The sequence below is a fragment of the Roseisalinus antarcticus genome (assembly GCF_900172355.1).
In the GTDB taxonomy this organism is placed as follows: Bacteria; Pseudomonadota; Alphaproteobacteria; order Rhodobacterales; family Rhodobacteraceae; genus Oceanicola; species Oceanicola antarcticus_A.
Genome location: NZ_FWFZ01000006.1, coordinates 192,006 through 216,862 on the forward strand (window position 1 = coordinate 192,006; position 24,857 = coordinate 216,862).

Here is a 24,857-nt window from a genome sequence, read left to right on the forward strand (position 1 = left end):
GGCCGGGCGCAAGGCGGCAAACCTGTTGCCTCGGCGCGACGGGGCCCCTAGGAGTGGGGCATGAGAGCCGCGATCCTGATCCTTCCGTTCGCCCTGGCCGCCTGCGAAAGCCCGTCTCTGCGCCAGATCCTGCAGCCGCGGGCCGAGCCGGTCGAGACCGGCCAGCCCCTGTCCGCCACCGGGCCGGTGGAGACGCTGGACCCGACGCCGCCACCGCCACCCCCGCCCGAGGCCCGCACCGTGGACGAATTCGACACGGCGACCGAAGAGGATCAGGCCGATGCGCTGGCCGCGCCGGCCGCCACCGGTTCGGCGCTCGGCACCACGCTGGCGACCCTCGGTTCGCCGGCGGATCCAGGGATATGGCTGAAAACGCCGCTGGTCAGCCAGACCGTGATGGGGCGCGTCGAATACCAGGGCAATTCGATCAATATCGAGCTGCGGCCCTCGGGCGCCGAGGCCGGGTCGGGCAGCCAGCTGAGCCTGTCGGCGATGCGGTTGATCGACGCGCCGCTGACCGAAATCGTGGAACTGGCGGTTTTCCGGTCCTGACACCGGAGCGCGGGTCTAGACCTTGTCCATGATCCGCATCGCTTCGCGGCGGGCGAAGGGCTTCATCGCGGCGCCGTGCGTGTCCAGAAATTCGCGCACACGGTCCGGGTCGCGCTTGGACAGCTCACGCAGCCACCAACCGACCGTCTTCTGGATGAACCAATCGGGATCCGTCACGTAGCCCGCGGCCCAGCCGAGGATTCGCTCGCGCTCGGCCAGTTCTCGGGGTTTTGCATCCCGTGTCCTGGTCCAGGGCAGGGTCATGACGAGGGCGGCGCGGCGGGTCCAGATATGCTCGGAGGCGGTCCAGGCCTCCACCGTCTCCAGCCGGGAGGGATCGGCTGCGAGCCGTTTCTGTCCGGCGATGCTGGCATGATCGGCGATGGCCCAGGCGTCGAAGTCGGGCAACCAGCCACGGATCAGGGTCCAGGCGCCGGTGTCGTCCGGGCGAATCCGTGCCTGGGTCAGCAGCTTGGCCGCGGCGATGCGGGCCTCGTGAACATTTGTCCGCCACAGGCCATCGGCCAGGGCGAGGCGGGCGTCGAGGGTGAGGTCCTTGCGCCAAGTCTTTGTCAAGGCGTCTAATTCCGGATTGGCGACGCCCAGGTAGGGACGCGCGGCCTTGTGATAGGCCGCCATCTCGGCCGCTTTCTGCGGATTGCCTCTTGCTTCGAGCGCCGCAAGGGCGTCGGCCCCGGTCATTCGACCGTGACCGATTTCGCGAGGTTGCGCGGCTGGTCGACATCCGTCCCCTTCGCGACAGCCGTATGATAGGCAAGCAATTGTGCAGGCAGCGCATAGAGGATCGGCGCAAGGAACGGGTCCACCTCGGGCAGCACGAGGCTTTCCCAAACGCCGTCGCCGGCGTCGGCCACGCCTCTCTGATCGCTGACCAGAAGGATCCTGCCGCCGCGGGCCATCACCTCGTGCATGTTGCTGACCGTCTTGTCGAAAAGCGCGTCCCGCGGCGCCATGACGATGACGGGAACATGTTCGTCGATCAGCGCAATGGGGCCATGCTTGAGCTCTCCTGACGCGTAAGCTTCGGCGTGTATATAGCTGATTTCCTTCATCTTCAGTGCCCCCTCAAGCGCCAGGGGATACATCGCCCCGCGCCCCAGGAACAGCACGTCGCGGGCCTCGGAGAGCTTGCGCGACAGGGCGCTGGCGGGCTCTTCCGTGGCGAGCGCATGGTTCATCAGACCGGGCAGCGCCCGCAGGGCGACAAGCCGTTCGGCCAGATCGGCGTCGGACAGGTGTCCGCGATCCTGCGCCGCTTTGAGGGCGAGGATCAGAAGGACAACCAGCTGACATGTAAAGGCTTTGGTCGAGGCAACGCCGATTTCCGTTCCGGCGTGGATCGGCAGGACGAGGTCGCTTTCCCGCGCGATGGAACTTTCGGTCACGTTCACCACCGCCGCGACGGAGGCCGCCTTGCCCTTGCAGAAGCGCAGCGCGGCCAGGGTGTCGGCGGTCTCGCCCGATTGCGAGACGAAGAGGGCGACGGTCCGGTCGGGAATGGGCGGTTCGCGGTATCGGAACTCCGAGGCCACGTCGATGTCGACCGGCAAGCGCGCCAGCGACTCGAACCAGTATTTCGCCGTCATGCAGGCATAATAGGCGGTGCCGCAGGCCACGAGGCTCATCCGGTCGAGGGTCCGGAAATCGAGGCCGGGCTCGGGCAGGGCGATGCCGCTTTCAGTGAGATAGGCGTCGAGAGCGTTTGTGATCACAGTCGGCTGCTCGGCGATCTCCTTGGCCATGAAGTGCTTGTAACCGGCCTTGTCGACCATCGCCGCGTCGATCTGGATGATCCGTGTGGGGCGTTCGACCAGGGCGCCCGCCGCGTCGCGGATCTCTATCTTCTGGCGTGTGATCACGGCCCAGTCGCCTTCGTCGAGATAGGTGATCCGATCGGTCATCGGCGCGAGGGCAATCGCGTCGGAACCGACGTAAACCTCGGTCTCGTCGTGCCCGATCGCGAGTGGAGAGCCCTTGCGCGCGACGATCATCAGGTCATCCTCGCCCTCGAACAGGAAGGCCAGCGCGTAGGCCCCTTCGAGCCGCGCCAGCGTCCGCTCGGCGGCGTCGCGCGGCGACAGCCCCTGAGAGAGGTGAAATTCGGTCAGAAGGGCGACGGTCTCGGTGTCGGTGTCGGTCTCGTGGGCCATGCCACTGGCTGAAAGCTCGGCCCTAAGATCACGGAAATTCTCGATTATTCCATTGTGGACGACAGCCACGCGACCGGCCCTGTGGGGATGTGCGTTGCCGATGGTGGGGGCGCCGTGGGTGGCCCAGCGGGTGTGGCCGATGCCGGCCTTGCCCCGCAGCGGGTCGTGGACAAGCGCGTCCGACAGGTTCGCAAGCTTGCCCACGGCCCGGCGCCGGGCGAGCTGACCTTGGTTGACGGTCGCGATGCCCGCGCTGTCGTAGCCGCGGTATTCAAGCCGGCGCAGCGCCTCGACAAGGAAGGGCGCGGCCTCGTGGGCGCCCAGCACTCCGACTATGCCGCACATTTCAGCCTCCTGTCCGTTTTCGGGCGCGCAACGTCTCCATCAAGCGTCGTGCGAGCCCGGGTTTGTTGACCTGCTTGGATCGCGCCAGGGCCAGGTCGCCCGCCGGCACATCGCTTGTGATCACAGATCCGCTGGCCGTCATCGCGTCGGCCCCCACGGTGACCGGCGCGACGAGCATGGTGTTGGACCCGATGAAGGCCCCGGCGCCGATCTTGGTGCGGTGTTTGAAAACGCCGTCGTAATTGCAGGTGATCGTTCCCGCACCGATGTTCGTTTTCGGACCGATGTCCGCGTCGCCGATATAGCTGAGGTGATTGACCTTGGCGCCCTCGGCGATCTGGGCGTTCTTGACCTCGACGAAATTGCCGATCCGCACATTCTCGGCGAGCTCCGCGCCGGGGCGCAGGCGGGCGTAGGGCCCGACCACGCCGCCGCGGCTGACGTGGCAACCCTCGAGATGCGAGAAGGCCCGGATCGTGGCGCCCGATTCCACAGTGACCCCGGGGCCGAAGACCACGTTTGGCTCCACCAGGGTCTCGCGCCCGATGACCGTGTCGAACGCCAGAAAGACCGTCTCGGGGGCGGTCATGGTCACGCCCTCGGCCATCATCCCGGTCCGGGCGCCGGCCTGGAACGCGGCCTCGGCGGCGGCGAGGTCGGCGCGGGTGTTGACGCCCAGCGTCTCGGCCTCGTCGCAGCGCACCACGGTCGCTGTCAGGCCCTGGGCGCGGGCCAGGGCGGGCACGTCGGTGAGGTAGTATTCGCCGGAGACATTGTCGTTGGACAGATCCCCGACGAGGGACAGAAGCGTCTGGGCATCGGCGCAAAGAAGGCCGGAATTGCAAAGGGTTATGTCGCGTTCTTCAGGGCTCGCATCCTTCCATTCGACAATCCGGATCAGGCTGTCGCCCTCGGTCAACAAGCGGCCGTAGCGGGCCGGGTCGGCGGCCTCGAACCCCAGCACGACGATGTCGTGCTCGGCTCGCGCCCGGGTCATGGCCGCGAGCGTTTCGGGCCGCAGCAGGGGCGTGTCGCCGTAGAGGACCACGGCGTCGCCGGCGAAATCCGCCAATGCCTCGCGGGCCTGGGCGACGGCATGGCCGGTGCCGAGCTGCTCGGCCTGGATCACGACCTGCGCGTCCGGCACCCAGTCGGCGGCGGCCGCACCGACCGCCTCGGCGCCGTGGCCCGCGACCACGACCACGCGCTCGGGTTCCAGCGTCATGCCGGACCGAAGCGCATGGGCCAGAAGCGGTGCGCCCGCGATCTCGTGCAGGACCTTCTGCCGGTCGGAGTTCATCCGGCTGCCGAGTCCCGCCGCCAGAAGGATCAATGCCGTTGCCATGCTGCCTCGCGTTGTCTTGTTACCGCCCTTCTAACCGGACGGGGGGGCATCGCAAGCGGGCAGGCTTTCACAAACCGTGTCGTGTCGTTACAGCGGGCCCATGAAAAGCGTCATCTTCGATCTCGACGGCACACTGGCCGATACCAGCGCGGACCTGATCGCCGCCGCCAATCACTGCTTTCGCGGGCTGGGCCTGGGCGATCTGCTCGATCCCGTGGCCGACGCGGCGACGGCGTTTCATGGCGGGCGGGCGATGCTCCAGCTTGGGTTCTCGCGGGTCGAGGGCCCGGACGCGGTGGAGATTGACCGGCAATATCCCGTGCTGCTGAAGGCCTACGGCGCCGACATCTGCGTGCACACGCGGCTCTATCCCGGGGCGATCGCGGCGGTCGAGCGCCTGCGTGGCGCGGGCTACGCGGTGGGCGTCTGCACCAACAAACCCGAGGGGCTGGCCGAGCGATTGTTGCAGGTCCTGGGCATTCGCGACGCCTTCGGAGCCCTCGTCGGCGCCGATACGCTGCCGGTGCGCAAGCCCGACCCGGCCCCGCTGCGCGAGACGGTGCGGCGGCTGGGCGCCGATCCCGCCCGGACCTGCCTGATCGGCGACACCGATACCGACCGCAAGACGGCGGCCGCGGCGGGGGTGCCCTGCGTCCTTGTCACCTTCGGCCCCACCGGCGACGCCGTGCTCGCGTTGAACCCCGAGGCCAGCATCGGCCATTTCGACGATCTGGCGGGCGTTGTTGACGCACTCGCCCTCTGAGGTGTTGACCGGCCCCGGCGCACCGCTCATCAAGGCGCCATGACAAACGGTCCAGAGCGCTTCACCGGCAGCTTTACCCAGCAGGAGCCGATCCCCGAAGAGGGCATCGCGGCGGCCGTAGAGGTCATGCGCAGCGGCCGGCTGCACCGCTACAACACCGCCCCCGGCGAAGTGGGCGAAGTGGCGCTGCTGGAACAGGAATTCGCGGCGATGACGGGGGCGAAATACTGCCTTGCAGTGGCCTCGGGCGGGGCGGCGATGACCACCGCGCTTCGGGCGGCGGGCGTGCGGCCGGGCGATCCGGTGCTGACCAACGCCTTCACCCTGGCGCCGGTGCCGGGCGCGATCGCCGCGGTGGGCGCGGTGCCGCTCTATGTCGAGGTGACCGAGGGGCTGGTGATCGACCTGGGCGATCTGGAAACCCGGCTGGGGCAGGCTTCGGTCCTGCTGCTCAGCCACATGCGGGGCCATATCTGCGACATGGACCGGCTGATGGCGCTATGTACGCGGGCCGGGGTGCTGGTGATCGAGGATTGCGCCCACACCATGGGGGCCAACTGGAACGGCGTGCCCTCTGGACGCCATGGCGTCATGGGCTGTTTTTCGACCCAGACCTACAAGCACATCAACTCGGGCGAGGGCGGGTTCCTCATCTCGGACGACGACGAGATGATGGCGCGGGCGATCATCGGCTCGGGCAGCTACATGCTGTATGGCCGGCACCTGGCCGCCCCGCCCGCCGCGGTTTTCGAGGACCTTCGGTTCGAGGTGCCCAATGTTTCGTCCCGCATGGACAACCTGCGCGCGGCGCTGCTGCGCCCGCAACTGCGCAAGATCGAGACCCAGGCGAAGCGCTGGAACGCCCGTCATGCCGTCGTCGAAGAGGGCTTGCGCGCGACACCGGGCCTGAGCCTTGTCGAGCGGCCCGCGCAGGAGGGCTATGTCGCCTCGTCCTTCCAGTTCCTGCTGACGGGCTGGGCCGAGGAGGACGTCCGTTCGGTGCTGTCGCGCTGTGCCGCGCGGGGGGTGGAGCTGAAATGGTTCGGCAACGCCGATCCGGTGGCTTTCACCTCGCGCTACGATTCGTGGCGCTACGCCCCGGTGCCGGAGCTGCCGCGCACGGACCGGGTGCTGGCCGGGCTGCTGGATCTTCGACTTCCGCTGACCTTCAGCCTTGAGGATTGTGCGATGATCGCGCGGATCATTCGTCAGGAAGTTTCGATTGTCTGGCAGGCCCGGGCGGGGTCGTCGCGGCCCGGCGCGATGGGCTAGGCCCGGGGTCGGTTTCGGGCGCGACCCGATCAAGGATCAGCAGCGGCGCGACGCCGAGCAATCCTTCGTTCCAGGCGCGGGCATGGTCCTTTGTCCAGGTGGGGCCGTGCCAGAGGGACAGCGCATGGACCAGGGTCCTGACGATGGTTCGGCGCATGCGGGGCGGCATTCTTGCGCTTCGATCGGCCAGCCCTGCGTCCTGCGCCATCGGGGCGGCGCCGTCGGGATCGCGCAGGTTGGCCAGCGCGTGGGCCAGCGCATGGCCAAGCATGTTGGTCTGCTCGCTCATCTGGTGCGGCAGGACCCCGTGCAGCTGCGGGCTCGCGTCGAACAGCGCCTCGTAGTAATCCGAAGCGAGCCAGATCACCTTGTCGCCCACACGCGACAGGCTGTCCGCCACAAGCTCGGCCTGCGGTCTGGCGCGCAGGGGGATTTTCGACGTGATCGACCTGGCGGGCATTTCATGCTTCATCCCGAGACGCTACGGGCAATGAGTTAAGCGATGGTGAACCTGTATGCAGGTTCCGAGCTGTTTGCCGCGACGTTAGGTGTCAGCGGCGTCTTGTTGACCGCGCCGGGGCAGGGGGGTAAGCGGGAAAGGACATGTCTTTCGGCCCCCAAGGAGAGTTTACCGATGGAAGAGTTTCTGAGGGAATACCTGCCCATCGTGGTTTTTCTGGGTCTGGCGATCGTGCTGGGCCTTGTCTTCATCCTCGCGGCGGCCCTCGTCGCGGTGCGAAACCCCGACCCCGAGAAAGTCTCGGCCTACGAATGCGGGTTCAACGCCTTCGACGATGCGCGGATGAAATTCGACGTGCGGTTCTACCTGGTCTCGATCCTTTTCATCATCTTCGACCTGGAGGTCGCGTTCCTGTTCCCCTGGGCGGTCGCGTTCCAGGACGTCTCGATGGTGGGATTCTGGTCGATGATGGTGTTCCTGGGCGTGCTGACCATCGGCTTCGCCTATGAATGGAAAAAGGGTGCGCTGGAGTGGGAGTGACGCCCCGAGCGTAGCCTGACCGACAGTCCGGGCTGGCAAATGGCAGGACACTCCTGCGCCAACCCGTGGCCACAAGGCCTCGCCGCGCGCCCCATGCGCCATGTGCGCCCGGTGCGCCCGGTGCACAAAGGATCAGCCGGACCGGTCCGAACCCCCGGATCCGCAGGGACCCATGGCCGCAGTCGGGCCGCTTGCCGTTGACCCCGCGCACCGGTCGGCTTAGATCCGATCCAAGTTCAGAAACCCGAGGAAGGGAGCCCTCGATGGGAGTCGCCACCGGAAATACTGCAGGACCTGATCGCGACGTCGCGACGCAGTCTCTCAACCGGGAACTTCAGGACAAGGGGTTTCTCGTAACCTCCTCCGCCGACATCATCAACTGGGCCCGCACCGGCTCGCTTCACTGGATGACGTTCGGGCTGGCGTGCTGCGCGGTCGAGATGATGCACACCTCGATGCCGCGTTACGACCTTGAACGCTTCGGCACCGCGCCGCGCGCCAGCCCGCGCCAGTCCGACCTGATGATCGTCGCGGGCACGCTGACCAACAAGATGGCGCCGGCCCTGCGGAAGGTCTACGACCAGATGCCTGAACCGCGCTACGTGATCTCGATGGGGTCCTGCGCCAACGGCGGCGGCTATTATCACTACAGCTACTCGGTGGTGCGCGGCTGTGACCGGATCGTGCCGGTGGATGTCTACGTGCCGGGCTGCCCGCCCACGGCCGAGGCGCTGCTCTACGGCATCCTCCAGCTGCAGCGCAAGATGCGCCGGACGGGCACCATTGTCCGATAGACGCCCCCGCCGACAGCGCCCGGAAGAAAGGAAGCGACATGCTTGATGAACAGATCGAAGCGCTGGAGGAACTGGGCGCACATCTGGAGCTGAAGCGCTCCGACTGCGTGGCCGGCTGGTCGGTGGCCCTGGGCGAGCTGACGATGGACGTGGCACTCGCGAACCTGTCGGGCTTCGTCGAATTCCTCAAGACCGACGCGACCTGCAAGTTCTCCAGCCTCGTGGACATCACCGCGGTGGATTACCCCGGCCGGGCCAAGCGGTTCGACGTGGTCTACCACTTCCTGTCGATGTACCAGAACCAGCGCATCCGCCTGCGGGTCGCGGTCCGCGAAGAGGACATGGTGCCCTCGATCGCGACGATCCACCCCAGCGCCAACTGGTTCGAGCGCGAGATCTTCGACATGTTCGGCATCCTGTTCTCGGGCCACCCGGACCTGCGGCGCCTGCTGACCGATTACGGCTTTCGCGGCCACCCGTTGCGCAAGGATTTTCCGACCACCGGCTATACCGAGGTGCGCTACGACGAAGAGCAGAAGCGCGTCGTCTACGAGCCGGTCAACCTGGTGCAGGAATACCGCCAGTTCGACTTCATGTCGCCATGGGAGGGGGCCGAGTACATCCTTCCCGGCGACGAAAAGAAAGAGGGCGCCAAATGATGGATGCCGCAGCCATGACGGCGGCAGAGGCCGTCAGCGCACAGGCCCGGGCCTATTGCGAGGCCGTCCATCAAGCCAACCCCGAGGCGTTCGATCACATGTGTCACCCGTCCTTCATGATGACGGCGGTGGCGGGATCGGGCCATCCGGTGTTCTGGGACAAGGAGGCCTACATGCGCCGCGTGGCCGGCCGCGACCCCCAGATCGGCCCCGCCTCCTTCGAGATCCTGCAGGTCGACGCGGCCGCCGACACGGCCCATGTCAAGCTCTGGGTGGACGTCCCGCCGCAGCGGTTCGAGGATTACCTCGGCTTCTTCCTCATCGAGGGGGAATGGAAACTGATCACGAAACTGTTCCGGACCATCGACGGTCCGGCGCTGGAAGGGTGAATAGACCATGATGGACGGCACCAAAGGTTTCGAAGACGCCCAGACGGGCGAACAGAAGATCCGCAATTTCAACATCAACTTCGGCCCGCAGCACCCGGCCGCCCACGGCGTTCTGCGCCTTGTGCTCGAGCTTGACGGCGAGATCGTGGAACGCTGCGATCCCCACATCGGCCTGCTGCACCGTGGCACGGAAAAGCTGATGGAAAGCCGGACCTACCTGCAGAACCTGCCCTATTTCGATCGGCTCGATTACGTCGCCCCGATGAACCAGGAACACGCCTGGTGCCTGGCGATCGAGCGGCTGACCGGCACCGAGGTCCCGCGCCGCGCCAGCCTGATCCGGGTGCTGTTCTGCGAGATCGGCCGGGTGCTGAACCACCTGCTCAACGTGACGACGCAGGCCATGGACGTGGGTGCGCTGACCCCGCCGCTCTGGGGGTTCGAGGAGCGCGAGAAGCTTATGATCTTCTACGAGCGGGCCTGCGGGGCGCGGCTTCACGCCGCCTATTTCCGGCCCGGCGGCGTGCACCAGGACCTGACGCCCGAGCTGATCGAGGACATCGACGCCTGGGCGGTCGAATTTCCCAAGCTGCTTGACGACATCGACGGGCTGCTGACCGAGAACCGCATCTTCAAGCAGCGCAACGTGGACATCGGCGTGATTTCGGAGCAGGAGATCCTCGATTGGGGCTTCTCGGGCGTGATGGTCCGGGGCTCTGGCCTCGCCTGGGATCTGCGCCGGGCGCAGCCCTACGAATGCTATGACGAGTTCGATTTCCAGATCCCCGTCGGCAAGAACGGCGATTGCTTCGACCGCTACCTCGTCCGCATGGAAGAGATGCGCCAGTCGACCAACATCATCCGCCAGGCCTGCGAGAAATTGCGCAACGAGCCCGGCGAGGTCCTGTCGCGGGGCAAGATCACGCCGCCGTCCCGAACGGACATGAAGACCTCGATGGAGGCTCTGATCCACCACTTCAAGCTTTATACTGAAGGGTTCCACGTTCCTGCGGGCGAGATCTACGTCGCGGTCGAGGCGCCCAAGGGTGAGTTCGGCGTCTACCTGGTGGCCGACGGCACCAATCGGCCCTACCGCGCCAAGCTGCGGGCGCCAGGCTTCCTGCACCTGCAATCCATGGACCACGTCTGCAAGGGCCACCAGCTGGCCGACGTCGCGGCCATCATCGGCACGCTGGATATCGTCTTCGGCGAAGTCGACAGATGATCAGCATCGTCGGGGTCTCGGTCCTGTTCCTTGCGGCCGGTGGGCCATTGCACACGCTTCCGGCCGCGGTGGCCTTCGGGCCGCTGCTGGGGCTCGCCGCTTTCTGAAGGCTTTCCCGCGGGCGTCGTCCCGCTGTCCCGTCCCACCCGGCGCCGCCATGCGCCGGAGGCCCGTCCGCGGGAGGCCTGTGCGCGGGAGGTCCAGGCACCAAGGCAGGCTGGCCTGTTGCGCGGTGGCCCTGCTACACTCGCAACCGTATGAGGCGATTTGCGATTCTGGAAAGGTGCGGACATGCGGACATGGGCTTTGTGCGTGGGCTTCGCGCTGATGTCGGGGGCGGCCTCGGGGCAGGATTTTGGCCCTGACGGCACCCGGATGGATCTTCGGCATATTGCCGGGGACCGCGCCGTGGTGAGCGACCTGCAGGGAACCTCCTACGTGTGCGAATTCCGGATCGACAACGCCGCCGCGGTGATCACCGGTTGTGCGCCGCTGCGCCATGTGTCGCGCGCCGCGCTGGCCGCCGCCGCGGAGGAACGCGAGGCCCTGATCGTCGCGCTGAGCAACCTGCCGCCTATGGTCGCGACGGTGGCCGTCTCCGGGGCGCTGCGCGACATGGGCTGTGCGCTGCGCCTGGGCGACATGGACGACCAGGAGCTTCTGACCCTGCTGACCGTCGCCGCCGCGCCCCATCTCGGCTTCGATCCCGCGATCGTGGACGAGGAGATCGTCGAGGCGGTCCGCCCCGCGATCGACGAGGCGGGCGACATCCTGGTCGACCAGGGGCGCCTGGTGATCAACGAGCGGCTCAAGGTCGCGACGCTGACGGATTGCCCATGAGGCTGGCCGCCGCCCTGGCACTGCTGGCGGCCCCGGTCGCGGCCCAGGCCCTCGACCCGGCCGCCCCGGTCGAGATCACGGGCGTCCTGGACCCGACCCGGGTGGTGGTCCGCAACAGCGGGCGGGATTTCGTCTGTGACCTCGACGTCACCGACGAGGCGGCCGAGCTGGCCCGCTGCCGGGCCGTGACCGTCGCCGCGGCGCCGGCGGATCAGACCGAGGGGCTCGCCCGGTCCGAGGCCGCCAGCCTGCTGGCCGGCATGTCCGATCGCGGGTGGGAGCAGCTTGTGCGCCAGGTGATGGCTGGCAGCGGTTGCCGCCTGGCGATGACCGGCGGGCAGAGCCAGGTCGTCACCCTCCTGTCCGAGGCGATGGGCATCTCGGAGGGCGACCTCGCGCCGGTGCGCGACAGGCTCTTTGTCCGGGCCGACCGGGCGATCGTCACCCTGACCTCGACCGGCGCGATCCGGGTCGAAGGAGGCGCATTGATACTGGAGGAGTGCCAATGAGACGGCCCCTGTTCCCTGTTCTGGCATGCGCCCTGGCGCTGTCGGCCTGTGCCGCGCCCGCGCCGCCCCCCGTGCTGCCCGCCGGGGTGACCGAGGCCGACCTCGGCGTCTTTCGCGCCGCCGTGGTCGAGGCGGGGTGCCGGGTCACCAACGACACCGAGGCGGCCGTCGTGGAGGCCCGCACCGACCTGGACCCGGCCCGCCTGCGCGGCGTGGTCGAATATCTCGGCCGCACCGGAGAGCTGGTGGACGCGGGCCCCGGCGGCTTTGCCCTGCGGACCGGGCCCTGCGGCTGACCCGGGCGGGCTGCAGACCTCAGGGGCCGGCGAGGGGCGGCATCATTGCGAAGTTTCGGCGTTGCCGGCGGCGCCCGGCGCCCGGGCGCGGCGGGTTGACCGGTTGACCCCCCGCGCAGGCGGCGCTACGCCAAGCAAAAGCGGGCCGTTTCGTGCGCCTGCGCCGATCATTCGGAGCCCATAGCCCATGCTGAGACGCCTGCACCAGTCGCAACCAGGAAGCTTTGCCTTCACCCCGGACAACCAGGCCTGGGCCGAAGCGCAGATCACCAAGTATCCCCAGGGCCGCCAGGCCTCGGCGATCATTCCGCTGTTGTGGCGGGCGCAGGAACAGGAAGGCTGGCTGTCGAAACCGGCGATCGAGCATGTGTGCGAGATGCTGGGCATGGCCTATATCCGCGGCCTCGAGGTCGCGACCTTCTATTTCATGTTCCAGTTGCAGCCGGTCGGGTCGGTCGCGAATGTTCAGATCTGCGGGACGACCTCCTGCATGATCTGCGGCGCCGAGGACCTGGTTGCGGTCTGCCGGGACAAGATCGCGGATGCTCCCCACGCGCTGTCGGCGGACGGCAAGTTCTCCTGGGAAGAGGTCGAGTGCCTGGGCGCCTGCGCCAACGCGCCGATGGCCCAGATCGGCAAGGATTATTACGAGGACCTGACGGCCGAAAAACTGGCCTGGATCCTTGACGAGATGGCGGCGGGCCGCGTGCCGACGCCGGGTCCGCAAAATGGCCGCTATGCTGCCGAACCGGCATCGGGGCTGACCTCGCTGACCGCATGGGAGGCGGACCGCCTGCCGCAGAACGCGAGCGTCGCGCTCGCCTCCGAGCTTGGCGACACGATCAAGCGCATCGACGGCAGCGAAGTGCCCCTTCGCGCGCCCTGGGGCGACGCGGGCGGCACGCCGGCAGGCGCCGCCGCCGCCCGGCGCGATGACCTGATGGGCCCGTCGGGCCCGACCGGCGCGCAAGGCGGACGGTCCCCGGCCGAGAGCCCGAGCCCGCGCGACAAGGGCGAGGCCAGCGACAAGGTCTCCGAAGCCTCGGGCGAGGCGCCCGACGTGGATGCCGTCGCCAAGCCCTCGACCGGTGAGGTGGCTGAGGTCGAGCCCGAGACCCTGGACGCGCCGCGCGGCGGGCAGGCCGATGACCTCAAGCGGATCAAGGGGGTCGGCCCACAGCTGGAGGGCCTGCTGAACGAGATGGGTTTCTACCATTTCGCGCAGATCGCCGCCTGGGGTCCGGGCGAGATCGCCTGGGTCGACGCCCGGCTCAAGTTCAAGGGCCGGATCGAGCGCGACGACTGGGTCGCGCAGGCGACGGAATTCGCTGGCGAAAGCTGATCCGGACCGGGGCGGGGCGCCCGTCGCGCCGCTTTCGGAGTGCCGGAAAGGTCGCAGGATTGGGGCCTTGCGACGGAAACGGTGTTCAGACGCTGCAAAATGGCTATGGTTCAGGGGATTCTCGCGTCCGAGAGCGCGGTCTTGCGGGATCTAGGACAATAGGGAGTGCTGCAGATGACAGAGCATAGCGACCAGTTGAAGTGCCAGGCCGGCTGTTGGGGGCTTGGCGCGGTGGCCGGTTTCGCCGCGACGGCGATCATGATCGTGCTTGGCGACGTATCGGCAACCGGGTCGATCTTTGTCGGCATCGTGACGGTTCTGGCCGTCGGCCTTTTCCTCAGCCTTGTGCTGTGCACGGCGTTGAGCGGCCCCGCCGTCGCGCCCACCGTTCCCAAACGTGCGGCCGCCCCGGCCCCGCGGCCGGCGAGCACCGCGCCCGCCGCGAGTGCTGCGCCGGCCGCAAGCCCTGCGCCCGCCGCCCCGGCCCCCACGCCGGAGCCCGCCCCGGCCCCGGCTCCGACTTCGACGCCCGCGCCCGCGGCAGAGGCAGAGGCAGAGGCACCCGCAGCCGGTGACGCGGCAAAGCCCGCGACGCTTTCGGCGGCCCGCGACGGTGGCCCGGACGACCTCAAGCTGATCAAGGGCGTGGGGCCGAAGCTCGAGTCGCTTCTGCATTCCATGGGGTTCTATCACTTCGACCAGGTCGCCGGCTGGACCGCCTCCGAGGTGGCCTGGGTCGACGAGAACCTGGAAGGGTTCAAGGGCCGCGTGACCCGCGACGGCTGGGTCTCCCAGGCCAAGATCCTCGCGGCCGGCGGCGAGACCGAGTTCTCCGCCAAGTCCAAATAGGGCAGGGCCCCTCTGCGGGCCGATGGTCCGAGCGCCTTTGCGCCGTTCGGTGCGGGGACGGATATGCTGCGGTGCAAAATATCTTGCTGCGCTGCGGCATTTGAGGCATGGATTGGGCAAGGGCCGCGCGTCCAGCGTCGGCTCGCCCCATGAGACCCACCCGACTGGAGGTGTGACATGACCATGACCCAATCCCCCGTTTCCATGTATTCCGGCTTTCTGCCCGCCGGTGCCGCCATGAGCGTTGCTGCACCCATGATGCAGGGCATGGCCGCGGCCTTCGCCTTTCAGGGTTACGCCTGGCGCATGGCGATGGCCGGCCCGCTGATGATGATTCGCGGCAGCGGCATGACCGCGACCCCGTTTGCCCCGTTCCTGCCCAAGACCGCCCCGGATGCGAAGGTGCAAGACCCGGCCGCGATCGACGCCTTCGCCGAGCAGGCCGTGGAGGCCGTCGCCGCGATGAAGGCGCGCGTGGCCGAAATCGAGGCGTCGCTGCCCAAGCCGGAGGCTGCCGCGGCCGAAACCGCTCAGGCCTCGGAGGCAGCCCCCAAAGTCGATGCCGCTCCCCCCGCGGTCGAAGCGGAAGCGCCTGCGGCCGAAGCCAAAGCGCCCGAGATGGTTGCCGAGACCAAGTCGGAGACGCTCGCACCGGCCCCCGCGCCCGAGGCCAAGACGCCCGCCGTCGCCCCCGAGGTCGAGACACCCGCACCGGCCGCTGGGCCCGAGGCCCGGAAACCCGCCGCCGCCCCCGCACCGATGGCCGAAGCGCCCAAGGACAATGCCCCCGCACCCGCCGCCGAAACCAGGGCGGAGAGCCCAGTGCCGGCCGCCGCCCGCAAGGACGCATCCGAAGGCACCGCCACCATGGCGCCGGTCCGCCCGCCCGCGCTCGACGCACCCCGCGGGACGTCCGACGACCTGACCATGTTGCCCGGCGTCGGCACGAAGCTGGCCGAAAAGCTCGCCGGCTTCGGCATCTACCATTTCGACCAGATCGCCGCCTGGAGCGACGCCGAAGTGGCCTGGATGGACGAGAACCTCGGCGGTCCCGCGGGCCGGGTGACCCGCGGCCGCTGGGTCGCCGCCGCGGCCGCGCTTTCCGGGCCCGACGGATCGGCTTGAGCCCCGCGCCGAGCCCTGACATGCTCGTCGCCGGCCCCATCACCGGCGCCGAGCGCCCCAGCGAGACGACATGAGCACCGATCCGGATAGACAGATCGCCCGTCAGGGCCGCCAGGCCGCCCTCGCCATCGCGGGCGGCGGCCTGCTCGCGATCCTGGCGCCGGTCATCACCCGGCTCGCCGGTCTCGCCCCCCGGTTCGAAATGCTGTTCTATCTCGCGGCGATGGGTGCGTTCATTTGGGCACTGGTTGTCACCTACGGTATCTGGCAAAAGACCCGAAACCGATAGGCCAAAGCTGCGGGAGACCCGACATGCTCAAGGACGAAGATCGCATCTTCACGAATATCTACGGGATGCACGACCGCACCCTCGCCGGCGCCAAGGCGCGTGGCCATTGGGACGGCACCGCCGATCTGATCAAGAAGGGCAAGGACTGGATCGTCGACGAGATGAAAGCCTCCGGTCTGCGCGGCCGCGGCGGCGCGGGCTTTCCCACCGGCCTGAAATGGTCGTTCATGCCCAAGGAATCCGACGGCCGCCCCGCCTATCTGGTGGTCAACGCCGACGAATCCGAACCCGGCACCTGCAAGGACCGCGAGATCATGCGCCACGATCCGCACACGCTGGTCGAGGGCTGCCTGATCGCCTCCTTCGCGATGCAGGCCCATGCCTGCTACATCTACATCCGGGGCGAATACATCCGCGAGAAAGAGGCGCTTCAGGCCGCCATCGACGAGGCCTATGACGCGGGGCTGATCGGCAAGAACGCCGCCGGGTCGGGCTGGGATTTCGACCTCTACCTGCACCACGGCGCCGGCGCCTATATCTGCGGCGAGGAAACCGCGCTTCTGGAAAGCCTCGAAGGCAAGAAGGGCATGCCGCGGATGAAGCCGCCGTTCCCGGCAGGTGCGGGCCTTTACGGCTGCCCCACCACCGTGAACAACGTCGAATCCATCGCCGTCGTGCCCACCATCCTGCGCCGCGGCGCCTCGTGGTTCGCGGGCTTCGGCCGCGAGCGGAACGCGGGCACCAAGCTTTTCGCGGTCTCGGGCCATGTGAACACCCCCTGCGTGGTCGAAGAGGCCATGTCGATCTCGTTCGAAGAGCTGATCGAGACCCATTGCGGCGGCATTCGCGGCGGCTGGTCGAACCTCAAGGCGGTGATTCCCGGCGGCTCTTCGGTTCCCTGCGTGCGCGGCGAGAACATGAAGGACGCGATCATGGATTTCGACTACCTGCGCGGTGAGCTGGGCTCCGGCCTCGGCACCGCGGCGGTGATCGTGATGGATCAGTCCACCGATATCATCAAGGCGATCTGGCGGCTGTCGAAATTCTACAAGCACGAAAGCTGCGGTCAGTGCACGCCCTGCCGCGAAGGCACGGGCTGGATGATGCGCGTCATGGACCGGCTGGTGAAGGGCGAGGCGGAGGTCGAGGAGATCGACATGCTGTTCGAGGTCACCAAGCAGGTCGAGGGCCACACGATCTGTGCGCTCGGCGACGCGGCGGCCTGGCCGATCCAGGGCCTGATCAAGAACTTCCGCGACGAGATCGAGGACCGTATCAAGGCCCAGAAATCCGGCCGCAGCGGGGCCATTGCGGCGGAGTGACGGGGCGCATCTCGGGGGCTGTCTGGACGGTTCTGCTTGCCCCGGGGCACCGAGGCTGCAGGTCTGACCCACGCAATATGCCACGTAATATGCAATGTCCGGGGAGATCTCGATGCGCCAGGCTATGTCCGCCGCCTTGACCTGCGTGGTCTTGCTGGCCGTCGCCCTGCCTGTTGTGGCGCAGGGCCGGCCGCTCGAAGCCTTCATCCGGGTGCTGCCTGACACCGGTGGCCGGGGGTTCGAGTTCCGGTTGCGCAACGTCACCGAGCAGAACCCGGCCCAGGCCCTGGCGGATCAGAATGCCGCGACATGGTGCGCTGATTATTTCGGACCGGACACCTACGAATGGACCGGCGAGCCCCTGATCAGAAGCGACGGCAAGTGGTGGGACCGCAGCGGGCTCTGCCTGGAGTGACGGCACCTCGGCCGTCGCGCGGTTCGCGCCGTGCGGCAGATGCGGAACCTTGTGAGACGGGGCCGCAAGTGAGACACTCGATCTCGACGTCTGCGCTGCGCGACGGGCCCACACCGGCGCCAAGCCGACAACCGGAGACCAGAGATCATGCGCCTGCTACCCATATTTCTCATCGGCCTCGCACTGCCGGCACTGGCGCAGGACGCCGTGGTCCGCCTCGAACGCAGTGAAGGCCCGGCAGAGATCGGCGAAATGCGGATCTACCTCACCGACGGCACCCACCTGACCAAGACCATCGAAACCCGCACTGTCACCGTGATCGTGCGCCCGCTGAACGGGACAGAGGTCACGGCCACCGCCGCCGAGAAAGTGCGCGCCGAGGCGCTGACCTGCCCCTGGGGCACCGCCAGCGACGTGCGCGAGGCGCATGAAGGGTCGGCCTGGTCGTTTGTCTTCGAGTGCAGCCGCCCCCTCGACTGACCCTGCGCCCGCCCGGCACCGCCGCTCCCCGAAAACCGGCAAGAATCAGCCCTGATAGCCGCCTGCACCCGCCCGCTATTGAATAGCGGCCGGCGCTGGCCGATGTCTGCCGCAGCCTCATACCGGAGACCGACATGCGCCCCCTACCGATCTTCTTCGCCGCCCTCACGCTCTGCGCCGGCAAGGGCCTGGCCAACCCGCCCCTCTCCGAGGTCCCCGTCGTCCGCGAGGGGCTGATCGCCGTCGCCCTGGCCTATGAGATCGGCGACAAGTGCCGCGACCTCGACGCCCGGTTGTTCCGCGGCATCGCCTTTCTCGAACGGCTCCGCGGCGAGGCGCGCCGGCTGGGCTATTCCAACGACGAGATCGATGCCTTCATCGACGACGACGCCGCCTCCGACCGGCTGGAGGCCGAAGCCCGCGCCCGGCTTCGTGCCATGGGTGCCGTCGAAGGCCGGGGAGAGACCTATTGCGCGGTCGGCCGGGCCGAGATCCAGCGCGGCTCGCAGGTGGGCCAGCTCCTGCGCTGATCCTTCATTGCCTGCCATATCCTCGGGGGGGCGCACATCGTGCGCGGGGGGCAGACAGCCCCCCTCCGCCGCGCGGATCCGGGCGGCGCCGCTGCCGTTCGGGCGCTGCCGCAAATCAGGGCACAGGGCCGCCGGACCGGTCGTCCGGGCCCCCCCGCGTCGATTTTTCGCCCGTCCCCGTGGCCAGAGCCCACTGGCATCGCAGCGCGACCCGTTATAAGACGCGGTAAATGCCGCTCCCTTGGCCCGAGGCACGGGCCAGCGACCGGGCGCGGTGCGAGACTGAAGCGAAGGGCCCACCCTCATGTCCGACTTGCGCAAGATCGTCATCGACGGAAAAGAAGTGGAAGTGCCGGGGGCCATGACCCTCATCCAGGCCTGCGAAGAGGCCGGCATCGAGATCCCCCGGTTCTGCTACCACGAACGCCTCACCATCGCCGGCAATTGCCGGATGTGCCTGGTGGAGGTCGTGGGCGGCCCGCCGAAACCCGCCGCCTCCTGCGCGATGCAGGTCAAGGACCTGCGCCCCGGCCCCGAAGGCCAGCCGCCGGTGGTCAAGACCAACAGCCCCATGGTCAAGAAGGCCCGCGAGGGGGTGATGGAGTTCCTGCTCATCAACCATCCGCTGGACTGCCCGATCTGCGATCAGGGCGGCGAATGCGACCTGCAGGACCAGGCCATGGCCTACGGCGTCGACTTCAGCCGCTACCGCGAGCCCAAGCGCGCGACCGAGGACCTGGATCTCGGCCCGCTGGTCGAGACGCACATGACGCGGTGCATCTCCTGCACCCGCTGCGTGCGCTTCACCACCGAGGTCGCGGGCATCACCCAGATGGGCCAGACCGGCCGCGGCGAGGATGCCGAGATCACCTCGTATCTCAACGAGACGCTGCATTCGAACATGCAGGGCAACATCATCGACCTCTGCCCGGTCGGCGCCCTCGTCTCGCGCCCCTATGCCTTCACCGCGCGCCCCTGGGAGCTGACCAAGACCGAGACGGTCGACGTGATGGATGCGCTCGGCTCCTCGATCCGGGTCGACACCAAGGGCCGCGAAGTCATGCGGATCCTGCCGCGCAACCACGACGGCGTGAACGAGGAGTGGATCAGCGACAAGACCCGCTTCGTCTGGGACGGCCTGCGCCGCCAGCGCCTCGACCGGCCCTATGTGCGCGAGAAGGGCAAGCTGCGCCCGGCCACCTGGCCCGAGGCGCTGACGGCCGCCGCCGACGCCCTGAAGGGCGCGAAGAAGGTCGCGGGCCTCGTCGGGGACCTGGTGCCGGTCGAAGCCGCCTATGCGCTGAAAACCCTGGTCCAGTCCTTCGGCGGCGCCGTCGAGTGCCGCACCGACGGGGCCAAGCTGCCCGCCGGCAATCGCTTCGGCTATGTCGGCGACGCGACGATCGAGGATGTCGATTCGGCAAAGATGATCTTGTTGATCGGGACCAACCCGCGCCACGAGGCGCCGGTCCTCAATTCCCGCATCCGCAAGGCCTGGCTGCGCGGCGCCCATGTGGCGCGGATCGGCCAGCCTGACGACCTGACCTTCGACGTGTCCGACATTGGCACCGGGCGCGACGCGCTCAAGTGGCTGTCCGAGCAGGACCATTCCGACAAGGCCGACGTGCCCGGCGTGATGGTGATCGGGCAGGGGGCACTGACCGGCGACGACGGCGCGGCCGTTCTGGCGCTGGCGCTCAAGACCGCCCGCGCCGCGGGCTCCAAGGTCATGATCCTGCATTCCGCCATCGCCCGGGTCGGTGCCATGGACGTGGGCGCGGTCACCGAGGGCGGCGTCACGGCCGCGCTCGACGGGGCCGACGTGGTCTACAACCTCGGCGCCGACGAGATCGAGATCGCCGACGGCCCCTTCGTGATCTACCAGGGCAGCCACGGGGACCGGGGTGCGCACCGCGCCGACGTGATCCTGCCCGCCGCCGCCTATACCGAGGAAAACGGCCTTTTCGTGAACACCGAAGGTCGGCCGCAACTGGCGCTGCGGGCCTCCTTCGCGCCGGGCGAGGCCAAGGAGAACTGGGCGATCCTGCGGGCCCTCTCGGCCGAGGCGGGCCACCAGCTTCCCTTCGATTCGCTGGCGCAGCTGCGCCAGGCCATGGTCGCGGAGGTGCCGCACCTGGCCGAGGTCGACGCGGTGCCCGAGAACGCGCCCTCCGAGGGCGAGGCCGGTGCGGTGGGCGACGGGCCGTTCACCTCCGCCGTTGCGGATTTCTACCTGACAAACCCGATTGCGCGGGCCTCGGCGCTGATGGCAGAGCTTTCGGCCAACGCAAAGGCCCGGGGCGAGGCCAAGATCGCGGCGGAGTGAGCCGGGTGCGGCTCGGCCCCTTCCCCCTGTCGGGTCTGCGGCGGCTTGCCGCAGCCGTGATCGCCGGGGCGGCCGGGGCCGCGCTGGCCGGCTGCGCAGCCGCGCCCGACGACCGGGAAACCGGCGTTTCCATCACCCGCGACAGGTCGGACCTGGCCTATGACGGCGTTCATACGCGGCTTCTGGACGATGACCTGGTGAACTTTCGCGTGGCGATGCGCGGGGCCTCCGGTCCGGTGGACGTCTCGCTCTATGCCGAATGCGCCGCCGCGCAATATACGCTGATCCGAGGCTATTCATACGCGCGGCATGTCCGCACGAACGTTGCCGAAGAGGGTGGAATCTGGCAGGCGGATGCTGTTTACACCATCTCGGCGGCCCTGCCGCAGGGCCTGCAAACAATCGATGCCGAGTTTACGGTTGATACCTGCAACCGCGCTGGCGTGCCGACGGTCTGAGTGACCGGACGCTGAGGGAAGGGACGTATGGTCGAGTTCTTCACAACCACCAACCTCGGGATCGTGCTTCTGGTCCTTGGTCAATGCCTGCTTGTGCTGGTGCCCATCCTCGTGAGCCTCGCGTTCCTGATGTACGGCGACCGCAAGGTCTGGGCCGCCGTGCAGATGCGCCGCGGTCCCAACGTGGTCGGCCCCTGGGGGCTGCTGCAATCCTTCGCGGATTTCCTGAAATACATCGTCAAGGAAATCGTCGTGCCGGCGGGCGCGGACAAGACGGTGTTCTTCCTCGCCCCGATGATCGCCTTCATCGTGCCGATCATCGCCTGGGCGGTGATCCCGTTCAACGACGGCTGGGTGCTGGCCGATGTCAACGTGGCCGTGCTCTACATCTTCGCGATCTCGTCGCTGGAGGTTTACGGCGTGATCATGGGTGGCTGGGCGTCGAACTCCAAATACCCGTTCCTCGGCTCGCTCCGGTCTGCCGCGCAGATGATCTCCTACGAGGTCTCCATCGGCCTGATCATCATCGGCGTCATCATCTCCACCGGCTCGCTGAACCTCAGCGACATCGTGCGCGCCCAGGACGGCAGCTACGGCTTCCTGAACTGGTACTGGCTGCCGCATTTCCCGATGATGTTCCTGTTCTTCATCTCGGCGCTGGCCGAGACCAACCGCCCGCCCTTCGACCTTCCGGAGGCCGAATCGGAGCTGGTGGCGGGCTACCAGGTGGAATATTCCTCGACCCCCTTCCTGCTCTTCATGATCGGAGAGCTGATGGCCGTGGTGCTGATGTGCGCTCTGGTGTCGCTGTTCTTCCTGGGCGGCTGGCTGTCGCCGATCCCGGGCCTGCCCGACGGCGTGCTGTGGATGGCCGGCAAGATGCTGTTCGTGTTCTTCATCTTTGCGATGGTGAAGGCGATTACCCCGCGCTACCGCTACGACCAGCTGATGCGACTGGGCTGGAAGGTCTTCCTGCCGATGTCGCTCGCCTGGGTCGTGCTGGTGTCGTTTCTCGCGAAATTCGAAGTGTTCGGCGGCTTCTGGGCCCGCTGGGCGATTGGAGGCTGACGTGACGCAGATCGACTACACCCGCGCCGCGAAATATTTCCTGCTGCAGGATTTCTTTCAGGGCTTCAAACTGGGGATGAAATATTTCTTCCGTCCCAAGCCGACGCTCAACTACCCCCACGAGAAAGGGCCGCTGAGTCCGCGGTTCCGGGGCGAACACGCCCTGCGCCGCTATCCCAACGGCGAGGAACGCTGCATCGCCTGCAAGCTCTGCGAGGCGATCTGCCCGGCGCAGGCGATTACGATCGATGCCGAGCCGCGCGACGACGGCAGCCGCCGCACGACGCGCTACGACATCGACATGACGAAATGCATCTACTGCGGCTTCTGCGAGGAGGCCTGCCCGGTGGATGCCATCGTCGAGGGGCCGAACTTCGAGTTTTCGACCGAGACCCGCGAAGAGCTCTATTACGACAAGGCCAAGCTGCTGGAGAACGGCGACCGCTGGGAAGCCGAGATCGCCCGCAACCTCGAGATGGACGCGCCCTACAGATGACACCTGCCGCCCCCGACACCAGGGCCGACGCCGGCCCCGACGCCGCCCCGCCGGGGGCGGCGGGCGGTGTGTCGCGCCCGGCCGTGCCGTCGGAGGCAGGTCGACAACGCAACGGAGGCCGCCGGTGACCGATCCCAAGAACCCGTTCGAGGCGATGATGAAAGCCGGCCAGGACTGGGCCAAGGCGCTCAACCCGGCGCTGGAATCCTTCACGCCCAAGGGGTTCGAGCAGATGTGGCCGACCATGCCCGCCGAGGTGATGGAGACGTTCCTAGGCAAGACCTTCAACCCCGAGGGGCTGGACGCCAAGACACGGCTTCTGTTGACGCTGATGGGGTTGACGATCATGGGCGCACAGGCTGAAAGCCAGCTGCGCCTGACCGTGCGCCACGCCATCCAGGCGGGGGCCACGAAACAGGAGATTGCCGAGACAATCGCGTCGGCCGCGATGTTCGGCGGTGTGCCGGCCATGACCAAGGCGATGGAACTCGCCAACGAGGCCATGGGACAGGATAAGGACGAGGAACAATGACCCCAGCCGTCATCGCCTTCTACATCTTCGCGGTGTCCACCGTGACCGGGGGCCTCTTCACCGTGATCAGCCGGAACCCTGTGCATTCGGTGCTGTGGCTGATTCTCGCGTTCCTGTCCTCGGCGGGGCTGTTCATCCTGCTGGGCGCGGAATTCGTCGCGATGCTGCTGATCATCGTCTACGTGGGCGCGGTCGCGGTGCTGTTCCTGTTCGTCGTGATGATGCTCGATGTCGACTTCGCCGAGCTGAAGGCGGAGATGGCCCGCTACATGCCGCTCGCGCTGCTGATGGGGGTGATCATCCTGATGCAACTGGCGCTGGCCTTCGGCGTCTGGACCTACGGCGAGGGCTCGGCCGAGCGCCTCGTCGCGCCGGTCGAGGGCGGCATCCAGAACACCCAGGGGTTGGGCCTGCTGCTTTATGATCGCTACATCCTGCTGTTCCAGCTGGCGGGTCTGATCCTGCTGGTGGCGATGATCGGCGCGATCGTCCTGACCCTGCGCCACCGGGTCGGGGTCAAGCGGCAGGACATCCTCGCCCAGATCTACCGCGATCCGGCCAAGGCGATGGAGCTTCACGACGTGAAGCCGGGCCAGGGCCTGTGAGAACGATCCGCGCCATAGCATTGCTTGCCGCGGCCGCCGGCCCGGTGCTGGCCGACACCGCGCCCGCCGATTGCGTGCCGCTGGTCGATGCCGCCGAGATGAGCGAGGCGCCGCTCGATCTCGGCCAGGGCTTCGTGGCGCAGCATTACTTCGAAGGGGCGGCCCCGCAGGTGCCCGACGCCTTCGTGCTGTTCACCGAATGCGAGAGCGGCGTCCGCCTGATCGCGGCGATGCCGCGGCTGCCGGACGGCTCGCGGCGCACGGCCGCCGACATCATCGGCGTCATGCAGGACGCCCTCGCCGCCGAACGGATGGTCGGCGGACAGGAGCTGGCCTCGGTGCTGACAAGCTACGGCGCGCCCGCGCAGCTGCGCGCCTCGACGACCGAGACCTGCAGCTGCGACGCATTCTACCCCGGTCTTCAGGGCGACAAGACGCCCTGGGAGCCCGCGGAATGACCGAGACGACACAAGCGACCCGCAGCCCGGCCCGCGCCGGACGAGGGCCGACCGGAACAATCGGCAAACCATAAGGCCGAGGGGACGAGGGACATGATCGGAATTGAACACTACCTGACGGTGGCCGCCGCGCTGTTCGTCATCGGGATCTTCGGGCTCTTTCTGAACCGCAAGAACGTCATCATCCTGTTGATGTCGATCGAGCTGATGCTGCTCGCGGTGAACATCAACCTGGTGGCCTTCTCGTCCTTTCTGGGCGATCTGGTGGGGCAGGTCTTCACCCTCTTCGTGCTGACGGTCGCCGCGGCCGAGGCCGCCATCGGCCTTGCGATCCTGGTGTGTTTCTTCCGCAACCGCGGGACCATCGACGTCGAAGACGTCAACGTGATGAAAGGCTGAAGG

Annotated in this window: 31 protein-coding genes; 27 read left to right on the plus strand and 4 right to left on the minus strand. The window is 67.7% G+C overall.

What is annotated here, in order from left to right:
* The first annotated feature begins 60 nt into the window (after positions 1-60).
* Entirely contained in the window at positions 61-552 is a 492-nt protein-coding gene (locus ROA7023_RS08015; RefSeq protein WP_234992094.1) for a D-galactarate dehydratase, read from the plus strand.
* Between the two features lie 15 nt (positions 553-567).
* On the opposite strand, the gene ROA7023_RS08020 is transcribed toward ROA7023_RS08015, so the two are convergent.
* Genes ROA7023_RS08020 through glmU form a run of 3 tightly spaced genes read right to left on the minus strand, consistent with a single transcriptional unit; the run spans position 568 to position 4,413 of the window.
* Positions 568-1,254: a DNA alkylation repair protein gene (locus tag ROA7023_RS08020; protein WP_085878494.1), complete on the minus strand. Its 687-nt coding sequence runs from the start codon at positions 1,252-1,254 to the stop codon at positions 568-570.
* Positions 1,251-3,068 (minus strand): glutamine--fructose-6-phosphate transaminase (isomerizing), encoded by a 1,818-nt coding sequence (gene glmS / locus ROA7023_RS08025; protein WP_085878495.1) that lies wholly within the window; start codon positions 3,066-3,068, stop codon positions 1,251-1,253. Before glmS ends, ROA7023_RS08020 begins: the two co-directional genes overlap by 4 nt.
* 1 nt (position 3,069) lies before the next feature.
* Positions 3,070-4,413: a bifunctional UDP-N-acetylglucosamine diphosphorylase/glucosamine-1-phosphate N-acetyltransferase GlmU gene (glmU, locus tag ROA7023_RS08030; protein WP_085878496.1), complete on the minus strand. Its 1,344-nt coding sequence runs from the start codon at positions 4,411-4,413 to the stop codon at positions 3,070-3,072.
* A 100-nt stretch (positions 4,414-4,513) separates the two neighbouring features.
* Here glmU and ROA7023_RS08035 point away from each other — a divergent pair, with 100 nt between their 5' ends.
* Both ROA7023_RS08035 and ROA7023_RS08040 read left to right on the plus strand, forming a co-directional pair.
* Positions 4,514-5,176: an HAD-IA family hydrolase gene (locus ROA7023_RS08035; protein WP_085878497.1), complete on the plus strand. Its 663-nt coding sequence runs from the start codon at positions 4,514-4,516 to the stop codon at positions 5,174-5,176.
* Between the two features lie 39 nt (positions 5,177-5,215).
* Positions 5,216-6,448, plus strand: coding sequence for a DegT/DnrJ/EryC1/StrS family aminotransferase (locus tag ROA7023_RS08040; RefSeq protein WP_085878498.1), 1,233 nt, complete (start codon positions 5,216-5,218; stop codon positions 6,446-6,448).
* On the opposite strand, the gene ROA7023_RS08045 is transcribed toward ROA7023_RS08040, so the two are convergent.
* Positions 6,378-6,920 (minus strand): globin family protein, encoded by a 543-nt coding sequence (locus ROA7023_RS08045; RefSeq protein ID WP_143535479.1) that lies wholly within the window; start codon positions 6,918-6,920, stop codon positions 6,378-6,380. The two genes, ROA7023_RS08040 and ROA7023_RS08045, sit on opposite strands and share 71 nt — an antisense overlap.
* 162 nt (positions 6,921-7,082) lie before the next feature.
* Between ROA7023_RS08045 and ROA7023_RS08050 the strand changes: the two genes are divergently transcribed.
* From ROA7023_RS08050 to nuoK, 24 genes are all read left to right on the plus strand, one after another.
* On the plus strand, positions 7,083-7,448 hold the full coding sequence (locus ROA7023_RS08050; protein WP_085878500.1) for an NADH-quinone oxidoreductase subunit A: 366 nt from the start codon (positions 7,083-7,085) through the stop codon (positions 7,446-7,448).
* A 263-nt stretch (positions 7,449-7,711) separates the two neighbouring features.
* Entirely contained in the window at positions 7,712-8,242 is a 531-nt protein-coding gene (locus tag ROA7023_RS08055; RefSeq protein ID WP_085878501.1) for a NuoB/complex I 20 kDa subunit family protein, read from the plus strand.
* 38 nt (positions 8,243-8,280) lie between these two features.
* The gene (locus ROA7023_RS08060; RefSeq protein WP_085878502.1) at positions 8,281-8,901 is read left to right on the plus strand and encodes an NADH-quinone oxidoreductase subunit C; all 621 of its coding nucleotides are present in this window, start codon (positions 8,281-8,283) and stop codon (positions 8,899-8,901) included.
* Positions 8,898-9,290, plus strand: a complete 393-nt coding sequence (locus tag ROA7023_RS08065; RefSeq protein WP_159458464.1) for a nuclear transport factor 2 family protein — start codon at positions 8,898-8,900, stop codon at positions 9,288-9,290. The genes ROA7023_RS08060 and ROA7023_RS08065 overlap by 4 nt, the downstream gene beginning before the upstream one ends.
* A 10-nt stretch (positions 9,291-9,300) precedes the next feature.
* Complete coding sequence (locus ROA7023_RS08070) at positions 9,301-10,515, plus strand: NADH-quinone oxidoreductase subunit D (RefSeq protein WP_085878550.1); 1,215 nt, start codon at positions 9,301-9,303, stop codon at positions 10,513-10,515.
* A gap of 291 nt (positions 10,516-10,806) precedes the next feature.
* Positions 10,807-11,355: a hypothetical protein gene (locus tag ROA7023_RS08075; protein ID WP_143535480.1), complete on the plus strand. Its 549-nt coding sequence runs from the start codon at positions 10,807-10,809 to the stop codon at positions 11,353-11,355.
* The gene (locus tag ROA7023_RS24395; RefSeq protein ID WP_085878505.1) at positions 11,352-11,864 is read left to right on the plus strand and encodes a hypothetical protein; all 513 of its coding nucleotides are present in this window, start codon (positions 11,352-11,354) and stop codon (positions 11,862-11,864) included. Before ROA7023_RS08075 ends, ROA7023_RS24395 begins: the two co-directional genes overlap by 4 nt.
* The gene (locus ROA7023_RS08085) at positions 11,861-12,160 is read left to right on the plus strand and encodes a hypothetical protein (RefSeq protein WP_085878506.1); all 300 of its coding nucleotides are present in this window, start codon (positions 11,861-11,863) and stop codon (positions 12,158-12,160) included. Before ROA7023_RS24395 ends, ROA7023_RS08085 begins: the two co-directional genes overlap by 4 nt.
* 187 nt (positions 12,161-12,347) lie before the next feature.
* Positions 12,348-13,502, plus strand: a complete 1,155-nt coding sequence (locus ROA7023_RS08090) for an NADH-quinone oxidoreductase subunit E (protein WP_085878507.1) — start codon at positions 12,348-12,350, stop codon at positions 13,500-13,502.
* A 174-nt stretch (positions 13,503-13,676) separates the two neighbouring features.
* Positions 13,677-14,351, plus strand: coding sequence for a helix-hairpin-helix domain-containing protein (locus ROA7023_RS25650; RefSeq protein ID WP_085878508.1), 675 nt, complete (start codon positions 13,677-13,679; stop codon positions 14,349-14,351).
* A 177-nt stretch (positions 14,352-14,528) separates the two neighbouring features.
* A complete protein-coding gene (locus ROA7023_RS08100; RefSeq protein WP_143535481.1) occupies positions 14,529-15,476 on the plus strand; it encodes a helix-hairpin-helix domain-containing protein in 948 nt (315 codons plus the stop codon).
* A 70-nt stretch (positions 15,477-15,546) separates the two neighbouring features.
* Positions 15,547-15,765: a DUF5337 domain-containing protein gene (locus ROA7023_RS08105; RefSeq protein ID WP_085878510.1), complete on the plus strand. Its 219-nt coding sequence runs from the start codon at positions 15,547-15,549 to the stop codon at positions 15,763-15,765.
* A 23-nt stretch (positions 15,766-15,788) separates the two neighbouring features.
* Positions 15,789-17,087 (plus strand): NADH-quinone oxidoreductase subunit NuoF, encoded by a 1,299-nt coding sequence (gene nuoF, locus ROA7023_RS08110; RefSeq protein ID WP_085878511.1) that lies wholly within the window; start codon positions 15,789-15,791, stop codon positions 17,085-17,087.
* A gap of 112 nt (positions 17,088-17,199) precedes the next feature.
* On the plus strand, positions 17,200-17,502 hold the full coding sequence (locus ROA7023_RS08115) for a hypothetical protein (RefSeq protein ID WP_159458465.1): 303 nt from the start codon (positions 17,200-17,202) through the stop codon (positions 17,500-17,502).
* Between the two features lie 147 nt (positions 17,503-17,649).
* Entirely contained in the window at positions 17,650-17,982 is a 333-nt protein-coding gene (locus tag ROA7023_RS08120) for a hypothetical protein (protein ID WP_085878513.1), read from the plus strand.
* A 134-nt stretch (positions 17,983-18,116) separates the two neighbouring features.
* Positions 18,117-18,512, plus strand: a complete 396-nt coding sequence (locus tag ROA7023_RS08125) for a DUF5333 domain-containing protein (protein WP_085878514.1) — start codon at positions 18,117-18,119, stop codon at positions 18,510-18,512.
* Between the two features lie 304 nt (positions 18,513-18,816).
* Positions 18,817-20,838: an NADH-quinone oxidoreductase subunit NuoG gene (gene nuoG, locus ROA7023_RS08130; RefSeq protein WP_085878515.1), complete on the plus strand. Its 2,022-nt coding sequence runs from the start codon at positions 18,817-18,819 to the stop codon at positions 20,836-20,838.
* Between the two features lie 26 nt (positions 20,839-20,864).
* Entirely contained in the window at positions 20,865-21,296 is a 432-nt protein-coding gene (locus ROA7023_RS08135; protein WP_503128313.1) for a YNQ4 family lipoprotein, read from the plus strand.
* Between the two features lie 27 nt (positions 21,297-21,323).
* Positions 21,324-22,364, plus strand: a complete 1,041-nt coding sequence (nuoH, locus tag ROA7023_RS08140) for an NADH-quinone oxidoreductase subunit NuoH (RefSeq protein ID WP_085878516.1) — start codon at positions 21,324-21,326, stop codon at positions 22,362-22,364.
* Between the two features lies 1 nt (position 22,365).
* On the plus strand, positions 22,366-22,860 hold the full coding sequence (gene nuoI / locus ROA7023_RS08145; protein ID WP_085878517.1) for an NADH-quinone oxidoreductase subunit NuoI: 495 nt from the start codon (positions 22,366-22,368) through the stop codon (positions 22,858-22,860).
* A 124-nt stretch (positions 22,861-22,984) separates the two neighbouring features.
* Positions 22,985-23,392, plus strand: coding sequence for a carboxymuconolactone decarboxylase family protein (locus tag ROA7023_RS08150; protein WP_085878518.1), 408 nt, complete (start codon positions 22,985-22,987; stop codon positions 23,390-23,392).
* On the plus strand, positions 23,389-23,997 hold the full coding sequence (locus ROA7023_RS08155) for an NADH-quinone oxidoreductase subunit J (RefSeq protein ID WP_085878519.1): 609 nt from the start codon (positions 23,389-23,391) through the stop codon (positions 23,995-23,997). Before ROA7023_RS08150 ends, ROA7023_RS08155 begins: the two co-directional genes overlap by 4 nt.
* A complete protein-coding gene (locus tag ROA7023_RS08160; RefSeq protein ID WP_143535483.1) occupies positions 23,994-24,455 on the plus strand; it encodes a hypothetical protein in 462 nt (153 codons plus the stop codon). Before ROA7023_RS08155 ends, ROA7023_RS08160 begins: the two co-directional genes overlap by 4 nt.
* A 93-nt stretch (positions 24,456-24,548) precedes the next feature.
* Entirely contained in the window at positions 24,549-24,854 is a 306-nt protein-coding gene (gene nuoK, locus ROA7023_RS08165; RefSeq protein WP_085878521.1) for an NADH-quinone oxidoreductase subunit NuoK, read from the plus strand.
* The last annotated feature ends 3 nt before the right edge of the window (positions 24,855-24,857 follow it).